The sequence below is a fragment of the Streptomyces sp. NPDC006197 genome, assembly GCF_040613865.1.
Lineage (GTDB): Bacteria > Actinomycetota > Actinomycetes > Streptomycetales > Streptomycetaceae > Streptomyces.
On record NZ_JBEXSZ010000090.1, the window covers coordinates 24,668 to 34,158 of the forward strand.

7 protein-coding genes are annotated in these 9,491 nt (G+C 72.6%); 5 read left to right on the plus strand and 2 right to left on the minus strand.

The genetic code is table 11. The features are described 5' to 3' along the window. Positions 1–93: 93 nt before the first annotated feature. The 4 genes from ABZ318_RS25430 to ABZ318_RS25445 all read left to right on the plus strand — a co-directional run bounded on the left by ABZ318_RS25430 (position 94) and on the right by ABZ318_RS25445 (position 5,025). Positions 94–2,130 carry a SpoIIE family protein phosphatase gene (locus ABZ318_RS25430; protein WP_356904780.1) on the plus strand — a complete coding sequence of 679 codons (2,037 nt, stop codon included), beginning with the start codon at positions 94–96 and terminating at the stop codon, positions 2,128–2,130. A 611-nt stretch (positions 2,131–2,741) separates the two neighbouring features. Further along, positions 2,742–3,377 (plus strand): ATP-binding cassette domain-containing protein, encoded by a 636-nt coding sequence (locus ABZ318_RS25435; RefSeq protein ID WP_356904781.1) that lies wholly within the window; start codon positions 2,742–2,744, stop codon positions 3,375–3,377. Next, positions 3,374–4,261, plus strand: coding sequence for a metal ABC transporter permease (locus ABZ318_RS25440; protein ID WP_356904782.1), 888 nt, complete (start codon positions 3,374–3,376; stop codon positions 4,259–4,261). The genes ABZ318_RS25435 and ABZ318_RS25440 overlap by 4 nt, the downstream gene beginning before the upstream one ends. Further along, positions 4,201–5,025 (plus strand): zinc ABC transporter substrate-binding protein, encoded by an 825-nt coding sequence (locus ABZ318_RS25445; RefSeq protein ID WP_356904783.1) that lies wholly within the window; start codon positions 4,201–4,203, stop codon positions 5,023–5,025. The genes ABZ318_RS25440 and ABZ318_RS25445 overlap by 61 nt, the downstream gene beginning before the upstream one ends. A gap of 68 nt (positions 5,026–5,093) precedes the next feature. Here the strand turns inward: ABZ318_RS25445 and ABZ318_RS25450 are convergent, their stop codons facing one another. Together ABZ318_RS25450 and ABZ318_RS25455 are read right to left on the minus strand one after the other, a co-directional pair. Beyond that, a complete protein-coding gene (locus ABZ318_RS25450; protein ID WP_356904784.1) occupies positions 5,094–6,761 on the minus strand; it encodes a class I adenylate-forming enzyme family protein in 1,668 nt (555 codons plus the stop codon). Then, entirely contained in the window at positions 6,758–8,527 is a 1,770-nt protein-coding gene (locus ABZ318_RS25455; protein ID WP_356904785.1) for a CoA transferase, read from the minus strand. Before ABZ318_RS25455 ends, ABZ318_RS25450 begins: the two co-directional genes overlap by 4 nt. Positions 8,528–8,715: 188 nt before the next feature. Between ABZ318_RS25455 and ABZ318_RS25460 the strand changes: the two genes are divergently transcribed. Continuing rightward, positions 8,716–9,491: acyl-CoA dehydrogenase family protein (locus tag ABZ318_RS25460; RefSeq protein ID WP_356904786.1), on the plus strand; the 776-nt coding region annotated here is incomplete at its 3' end.

Consider the following 9,491-nt stretch of genomic DNA (forward strand, 5'->3'; position numbering starts at 1 on the left):
CGGCTTCCGCGTGCGCGCATGGAAGGGCACGTGGTGTCATCGAATCCAACGGGGGTGCAGGGTCCCGGGCCGCTCTGGTCGGAGCCGGGAACCTTGCTGGAGCACGTGGCCGTCGCCGTGCTCGGGATGGATGACGAGGACCGGATCTGCTACTGGGGACCCGGCGCGCAGAGGCTTTTCGGATACGAGGCAGGGGACGTCCTTTCCAAGCCCGCCGCAACCCTCTTTCCCGCCGCCCCCACGGACGGGGCCAGTGCGGCGGAACGGCTCGCGGAACGTGGTCGCACCCTGGGTTACTGGCGGGTAAGAATGCCCGCCCTGCACCGGGACGGAACCGTCTTCGACTGCGGATTCCGGGTCTTCCCGGTGACGGGCGACCAAGGCCGCACCGTCATCGTCGGCCTGGCCAGCAGGGGCGACGAACTCGACCGGGTGAAGACCAACCTCGCCTTCCTCGACGCGCTCTTCGAGACCTGCCCGATCGGCCTCGTCATGCTCGACGAGGACCTGCGCTACGTCCACCTCAACCAGGCCCTCGCCGACATGGACGGCATCCCGATCGAGGACCACATCGGGCGCAGCATGGAAGACTTCATGATCACGTCCGACGGCGGCGAGTACCGGCGCATGCTGCACGCCGTCGCCGACGGGGGGCGGCCCGTCGTGAGCGCGCTGGTCGTTCTTCGCACGCCGGGCCGTCCCGACCGGGACCAGGTGCGGTCGGTGAGCTTCTTCCCGTTGAGCCAGGCGGGCGATACGCGGCCGGGACTGGGCGGTCTCCTCGTGGACGTCACCGACCGCGAGCAGGCCATCGTGGAAGCGACGGCCGGACGGCAGAGGCTGGCTCTGCTGGACCGGGCCGCGGCCCGGATCGGCACCACACTGGACGTGGACGTCACCGCCCGCGAGCTGGTCGAAGCGGCCGTTCCGGAGTTCGCCGACGCCTCCGTCGTGGAAGTCGTGGAGTGGATGGACGAACCCGAGGTGTTCGACCCGGACCTCCCCCTGGTCACGCGACGGATCGCATCCGGCACCAGTCTGCCGCCTCCGGCACCCGAACTCGTCGGCGGACTGGAGCGCGTGACATACCCGCCGGGCTCGACGATCCACGAGACGCTGAGAACGGGCCTGCCCGTCTGCGTCCCCGTGAACGATGAGTTCATGACACGGACCGTGATCCACCAGGCCCGCAGCCAGTTGCTGATCGACAGCGGCCTGACCTGCCTCCTCATCGCTCCCCTCATCGCCCGGGGCAAGGTCCAGGGAATCACCATGTTCGGCCGCTCCGCCGCCCGCCCGGCCTTCACCGAGCAGGACCTCAGCCTGGCCGGCGAACTCGCCTCGCGCGCCGCCCTGTGCCTGGACAACGCCCGCCTCTACAGCCAGGTCCAGGAGATCGCACTCACCCTCCAGCGCGCGCTGCTCCCCACCGCCGTGGCGACCAGCCCGTCCCTGCGCATCGCTCACCGCTACCTCCCCGGCAGCCACCTCACGGAGGTCGGGGGCGACTGGTACGACGTGATCGACCTGCCGGGCGGCCGGGTGGCCCTCGTGGTCGGCGACGTCATGGGGCACGGCGTACCGGCGGCCGCGGCGATGGGCAGGCTACGGATCACCGCCAAGGCGCTGGCCCGCCAGAACCTGGAACCCGACGACCTCCTCATGGAACTCGACGCCTGCGTCCAGGAAGCGGGCATCGAGCTGGCGACCTGTCTCTACATCCACTACGACCCCGCGACGGGCCGCGCCCGTATCGCGAACGCCGGCCACCCCCCGCCCCTCGTACGCGAACCGAACGGCTCGGTGCGGATCATCGACAACGTGCCGGGGGTTCCCCTCGGTGTCGGCGGCTTCCCCTTCGGCACGCTCGAGATCGCACTCCAGGAGGGCGACATCCTGGCCCTCTACACCGATGGGCTCATCGAGGCGCGCGGCAAGGACATCGACGAGGGCATCGGAGCACTCCGCACCCAACTGGCGGGTGCTACTGGCACGTTGGACAAGACGGCCGACAGCATCCTCACGCACCTGCTGCCGGGCGGCCCGAGCGACGACACCGTGCTCCTCCTCGCCCAGGTCACTGAGCGTAGCCATCCGTCGGCCTCGAGACCGACGGACGACGACGCCTGAGTCCGGGCGGGCCGAAGACGCTTGGGACACAACGGACTTCGGCCCCGAGTATCGGGCACCGGGCCGTACGTGGATTGCGGCTCCTTCCCGTCGGGCAGTGCGGTGGCGAGAGCGTCGACGAGGCTGACGACACGGCCGGGGAAGACGGTGGCCGAGCCGCCGCCCGGGACGACGAGCTGGTCGGGCGCCCAGGGACGGATGCCGCGGACGGTCGTGCCGTAAGCCGCGGTGGCGGTGCGGGCGTCGGTCGCCGAGACGTAGCGGACTTCCACCGGGCGCGGGGTGAAGAATCCCGCGGCGGAGAAGACCTCGTAGGGGGCGGCGAAGTCCAGTTCCTCGACTCCGTCGAACATGGCGACGTGGACGCGCTGCGGTCGGGTCGTGTCGGCGGCGGCCGCGGATGTGGCTGAGGAGACGGCCGTTCCTGTGAGTGCGCCCGTGGTTCCCAGGGCGGTGGTCGCGCGGAGTCACTGCCTGCGGTTCACGGGGGCTACGACGCGAAAGGGGTCGGGCCGCGGTGCCCTGCGGTTCCCGGCCACATCGCGGGAACCCGGTACCCCTGTCGTCCGACTTCTTCACCGCACCGGCAAGGCAGCGGCGAAAGGCAGAGGATGGGCGGACTGGACATACGCATGCGCGGAGTCGCCTGCCGACACGGCCGCAACGAGGCCGTCGTGGGGGTGGATCTGGAGATCGCCGCCGGTGAACGCGTCGCGCTGACCGGGACGAACGGGTCCGGGAAGACGACGCTGCTGCGCGCGGTCCTCGGACTGCACCGGCACACGAGCGGCACCATCGAGGTCGGCGGGCGCGGTGCGCGCTCGGCCGCCGAATGGGCGTGGCGGCGGCGTTCGTGCGCGTGGATCCCGCAGAAGCCGGCCGCCGGGCGGTTCCCCCTGCGCGGGGACGAGCTCCTGGCGAGCAGTGGCGCACCGGCCGAAGCGGCCGAGGCCGCGGGGCGGCTGGGTGTCGGCGTGCTGACCGCACGGCCCGTGGACACGCTCTCCGGCGGGCAGTTGCAGCGCATGTACCTGGCCCGGGCCATCGGCTGTGTGGCCGCCGGAGCGCAGGTGCTCCTCGCCGACGAACCGACCGCCGCCCTCGACTTCGCCGGCCAGGAAGAGGCCGCCGACGTGCTCACCGCACTGCCGGTCACCCTCGTCGTCGTCACCCACGACCGCGCGCTCGCCGAACGCTGCGACCGGGTCCTGGAGATGGCCGCCGGCCGGCTTCGGGAGGTGCGGTGAACACCCTCTCCGCCGCCGATCTCGGCGCCATGCTCCAGCTCGTGCCCGTCCAGCGGGCGGGGTTCGCCCTGCTCCTGGCCGCCGTCGGGCTGCCGGTGATCGGCGTCGTCATCGTCGGCCTCGACATCATGCCGGTGCGGTTCGCGATGATGCACGTGGCGCTCCTCGGCATCGCCGTCGGCCTCCTGACCGGTATCGACCCGATGCTGTGCGCGCTCGTGGTCTGTGCCCTGTCGGGGGCCGGGGTCGCGCCGCTGGCCCGTACACCGGACGGGCTGTCGGGCGCGATGGGCCTGCTGATGAGCCTGGCCATCGCCGCCGCCCTCCTCGTCCTGGCAGTCTCCGGCGTCAACGCCTCGGGCGCGTTCGCCCTGCTCTGGGGCTCGATCCTCTCCGTCGGCACGGCCGACCTCGTCGTCCTTGGCGCACTCGCCGTGGCCGTACCGGCGCTGTTCCTGTGGCGGCGCCGGGAGGTGGCGCTGCTGCTGTACGACCGGGAGCTCGCCCAGTGTTCGGGCGTACCGGTCCGCTTCCTCACCACCGCGCTGCTCGTGCTGGTCGCGGTGGCGGTCGCCGGAGCCATCAAGCTCACCGGCGCCCTGCTCGTCGACGCCCTCACCCTGCTGCCCGCGCTCGCCGCGCGGCGCCTGGGCCGCTCGCTGTGGTCGATCACCCTGTGGGCGGTTGGCATCGGCGTCACCGTCAACCTGACCGGCTTTCTGCTGGCCCTGTGGCTGGACTGGCCCCCCGGGCCGGTCCTGGTCCTGACGGCGGGGGCCGTGGTCCTCGCCGTACATCTCATCCCCGAACGGAGAAACAGCTCATGGCGCGCACCCGCGTCCGCACCCCCCGCATCGCCCGTGTCACTCCCCTCGTCGCACTGAGCGCGGCCCTGCCACTGCTCACCGGGTGCGGGGACGAGGGCACCTCTTCCTCGGGAACGGAGGACCACAAGGCCGCCGGGCACAAGCCGGTGGTGGTCACCACGACCACGTGGGAAGGGGCCTTCGCCAAGGCGGCCGGGGCCGAGGACGTCACGGTCATCGTGCCGCAGTCGGTCCACCACGCGCCCGACTACGACCCCAAGCCGTCCGACCTCGCCGCCGTCGCGAAGGCGGACTTCGTGCTGTACGCGCCGTTCGAGCCGTACGCCGCGCAGATCAAGGAGGCGGCCGGGTCGAAGGCGAAGCTGGTGGAGGTGAACCTCGACAACGATCCGGCCAAGGCCGGTGCCGAGGTTACGCGCCTGGGTGGTCTGTTCGGTACGAAGGCCGCCGCCGGCCAGTGGAAGTCGCGCCTCGACGGCGAGGTGAAGAAGCTGAACGGCGAGCTCAAGGCCGCCTGGCCGGGCGGGAAGAGCCCGTCCGTCGTCACCCAGGTCTTCACCGCCTGGGCGGCCGGGCTCGCGGGCGCCACACCGATCGGTACGTACGGCCCCGAGGCCGTCACCCCCGCCCAACTGGCCACCCTTTCTGCGAAGAAGCCGACCCTCGTCCTCGACAACGCCCACATGTCGACGGGCACGGTGCTGCCCGACTCGGGAGCGAAGCAGGTCGAGATCGTGAACTACCCGGGCGAGGACCTGGACCTCCTCGCGGTGTACCGCAACGCGGCGGCCGAGCTGAAGAAGGCCATGGCCGGATCCTGACCGAAGGACCGAATGGACAGGGAGGGCCCCTGATGAGTGGCCCTCCCTGTTCCTCGTCTTCTATGCCGTCACGCCCGGACGAACCCGGCGTCCTGCTCCTCCGCGATCCGGCGCCGCAGCGCGGCACGGTCGGGCTTCCCCGCGGCGGTGAGCGGCAGTTCGGGCAGCGCGAGCAGGTGCTCGGGGTGCTTGTGCCGGTCGAGACCCCGCCCGGTCAGGTACGCGCCGAGTTCGACGAGGCTCGGCAGGTGCGAGCCCTTCGCCACCAGGCAGGCGGCAAGGCGCTCGCCCATCAGCCGGTCCGGGATTCCCACGCACACCGCGTCCCGTATCTGCGGATGGGAGACGAGCGCGCGCTCGACCTCGGCCGGGCTGATGTTGACTCCACCGCGTATCACCACGTCCTTGAGGCGGCCGACGACGTGCAGGACGCCCTCGTCGTCGAGGAACCCGAGGTCGCCGGTGCGCACCCAGCCCTCGGGGGTTCGGTAGCGGGCGTCGAGCTCCGGGGAGGCCACGTAGCAGAGCGGGGTCATGGGGCCGCGCGAGACGATCTCGCCGATCGCCCCGTCGGGCAGTGGTTCGTGCGTGTCGGGGTCGGCGATGCGGATCTCGGCTACCCGGGGGTCGGGCGTGCCCGCGACGACGCCCGAGCGGTCGGTGGGCGGCACGGTGTGCTGGAGTCCGGTGTGGCAGTTGACGCCGTCCGCCGACCCGTACAGGTTGACCACGGGGCAGTCGAACGCCTCGGCCGCCGCCTTGGCGGTGGCCTCGTCGAGCGGGGCACCGCCGAGGACGAGCGCGGTGGGGGTCGGCAGCGGGTCCGCCGGCTTCGTCTCCTTCTCCAGGGCCTCCAGCATCATCCGGATCATGGTGGGGACACCGAGAATGTGGGTGGGGGCGTGTTCCCGTACGGCCGCGAGCGCGGCCTCGGGGGTGAAGTGGTCGAGCAGGACGAGCGTGCCGCCGTGGCGGGCGAGGGTGACGGCCGTGCCGTTCGAGCCGAAGGCCGAGCCGAGCGGCACGAGGAAGAGGCAGCGGGGCGGGGTGTCGTCGGGCATGAGGGAGGCGAAGAAGTTCCCGCGACCGCCGGCCAGGGCGTTATGGGAGTACGCGATCATCTTCGGCTCCGCCTCCGAGCCGGAGGAGACGAGGATGCGCGCGGCGCTGTCGGGGTCGGGGCGGGCCGGGGCGAAGCCGGTGGGGTCGGTGCGCAGCAGCGCCCTGAGCGGAATCGTTCCTTCGGGCGCGGTTCCCGGTCCGGCGGCGATGACGTGCCGGAGGGCGGGCAGGGCCGGCGCGAGGGCGAGGAGGTCGGCCGCGGGCGCGTGTCCCCGGTGCTCGGTCGCCACGATCACGGCGACGGCCTCGGCGCGGCGCAGCAGGCACTCGGCCTCCACGGCCCCACGTCCGACCGGGAACGGCAGGGCCACGGCCCCCAGGGCGGCGAGCGCGAGGTCGGCGATCACGGCGTTGCGGTCGTTGGGCAGTTGGACGGCCACGACGTCCCCGGCGCCGATGCCCAGCCCCCGCAGTCCTTCGGCCAGACATCGGACCTTCCGGTCGAGCGCCGTGTAACAGAGCTTGCCCTTGGCGTCGAGGATCGCCGTGCGGTGCAGGTCCGCGATCTGTCTGGCTCTGAACAGGCTGTACAGGTCGAGATCGGGACAGGTGCCGTCCACCACCCACGAGCGGCGCAGTTGGGCGGGAAGGAGGTCGGTCAGGGTGACGGTCACGCGAAGCTCCAGGGGTCGGGAACGGCGGGGGCACCGTGCGCGTCCCGGCTGATCGAGCCGGACAGGCGCGGGTCGTGCCGTAGGGCGGACAGGTCGGTGGTGACGGCGGTGGCCGTCAGGCCGTGGGACCGCAGCTGATCGAGGGCGTCCTCGGTGCACATGCCCCGCACGTCGTACGCGGTGGCCGCGGCGGCGCTCGCGTCGCTCGGCGCGATCCAGCCGTCGGACGTCCGCAGGGGGTGACGGAATCCGGCGGGCGGCCGGGGGTCCAGCCCCTGGCGGACCCGATGCAGGGCGGGAGCGAGCAGGGTGTCGGCCGCGCCGAGGAGGGACGAGTCGACTCGTACGCCGTGGCCGGTGCGCTCACGCAGGAGCAGTCCGGCGAGGACGGCCTCGGTGCCATGGAGGCCGCCGAGGAGGTCGAGGAGCGTCATCAGGGACGGTACGGGCGGTTCGCCGGCCGGGTGGACGGCCTCGCCGACGCCGGCGCGGGCCTGCACCATGAAGTCCGTGCCCATGGGGGCGTCGACGATCCGGTCGGCCCAGCCTCCGGTGTACGCGTAGACGAGTGCGGGGTTCACGGCGGCCAGGTGCTCCGCGTCGAGTTCCAGCTCGGCCGCCTTGTCCGGGGCCCAGTTGTGCAGGAAGACGTCGGCGTCGGAGGCGAGTTCGCGCAGAAGGCGCCGGTCGGCCGTGGACTTGATGTCGATCTCGACGGCCTCCTTTCCCCGGTTGAGGGCGAGCCAGCGGGCCGAGATCCCGTCACAGGCGGGCGGCATACCGCGCAGCGGGTCGCCGCCCGGCGGTTCGATCCGGATCACACGGGCTCCGAGCAGCCCCAACAGGTGGGCGGCGAGTGGTGCTTGTATCCGCCGCCCCGCTTCGAGGACGGTCAGGCCGGACAGCGGACCGCCGGACGACGGAGTCACGGGGGCTGCTGCCACGCCCCCCGGTCCAAGGGCGGTCAGCCTCCACGGGTCGGCGCCGTCGTCCTCGGCGGCCCGCTCGCCGAGGGTGCGCAGGCGGCACACCTCGGCTCCGGACAGCCCGGCAGCCTGCCGGATCCGCTCCCACGGGTGGAGGCGGGTCACCTCGTGCAGGACGACGGGAAACGGTGCGCAGGCGGTGGCGTACCGGAACTGGAAGGACCGCCAGCCCGCCCGTATCGCGTCGGCGGGGGTGCCCAGGGCACGCCAGAACGCGGCCCATGCGCCCGGGTCGAGCGTTTCCACTTCGAAGAGGACAGCGTCGGCGGACGTGAACGGCGGTCCGCCCGGGGCGATTTCCACGGCCTCGGGTTCGTCGGCTCCGGCGGCGGCGAGGTACTGGGAGACGGTGAGGAGTCCGGTGCGGTCGGCGGACGTGGTGAGGCGTGAAGTGGGGCCGCCTCGGGCCTGGCCGACGAGTCCGGCGAGCAGGCCCTGGACGGTGAACACGCCGGTGGCCGTGGCCAGGTAGTCGACGCCGAGGCCGCGCGGAGCCCCGTGACGGCGGCCGTGCACGGCCATCACGCCGGTGGCCGCCTGGGCAGTGGCCTCGTCCTCGATGCCGGAACCGGGCACGCCCCAGGACGTACGGGCCGCCACGCTGGAGAACCCGCCCCCGCCGAGGGCGATCCCCTCGGAGTCTCCGTCGCCCGGCCGCGCCCCGAGCCGCCGCAGATGGTCGGCGACGACCCGGGTCAGGGCCGGAGGTCCGGCGATGTCGCATCTCAGTGCGTCGAGCGGGCGGCGGACCTCGGCGTGCGTGGTCGCTGGTGACGCCATGCCTCTCCTCTCCTGGCGCGGCGGTGGCCGTCGCACGCGGGTTTCCACAGGGTCGGGAACTGACGGGCCGGTACGTCCGACCACTTCCCCGGGCAGACAGTCGGACGCGTGTTCTGTCGAGTTCCCGGAGTGGAGGAGAAACAGTGACGGAACATGACGTAACGAACGGCGACCTGATGCGGGAGCGCGTGTCCGCGTTCGTTCGCGACCGTGTGTTCCCGTACGAGCAACGGCTCGACATGGGAGGACCGGACGCCCGGGAGCTGCGCGAACGCCTGCGAGCGGAGGCACGCGAAGCCGGCCTGTGGGCGCTTCCCCTGCCGTCCGAACTGGGCGGCGGCGGGATGCCGTTGGAGGTGTACGCGTCGGTCGCCGAGGCGGAGGGCGCCAGCGATCACGGTCCGGCCGCTGTCGGATCGGCGTCCCTGCTCGACGTGACGATGCTGTCCCGGCACGGGAGCGCGCGGATCCGTTCCGCGTACCTCTCCGGTCTGGTCTCCGGTGACCTGCGCACGTGTTACGCGATGACGGAGCCGGATACGCCCGGCACCGAGCCGTTGCTCACCGCCACCCGGGCGGAACGGCGTACCGGCGGAGGCTGGAGCGTCATCGGGCGCAAGTGGTTCGTGTCGAACGCGCGGGGCGCGGACCTGGTGACCGTGCTCGCCCGCACCAGCGGAACGGCCGGGGACCGGGACGGCCTCTCGCTGCTCCTCGTCCCGACCCGCTCCCCCGGCTTCCGGGTCGTCCGCGAACTGCCGGTCCTGGGGGCGACCGGGCAGTACGAGATCGAGTTCGACGGCGTCGAGGTCGACGAGGACCACCTCGTCGGGGAAGCCGGCCGCGCGCTCGCCGTGGCGAGCGAGCGCCCCCCACAGGGGCGCCCACTGCCGGCGGTGGGGGGGGGGGGGCCGGCCCCCCGGGCCCTCGCCCACCAGTGGGAGCGCGCCCGGGGACAGCGGGG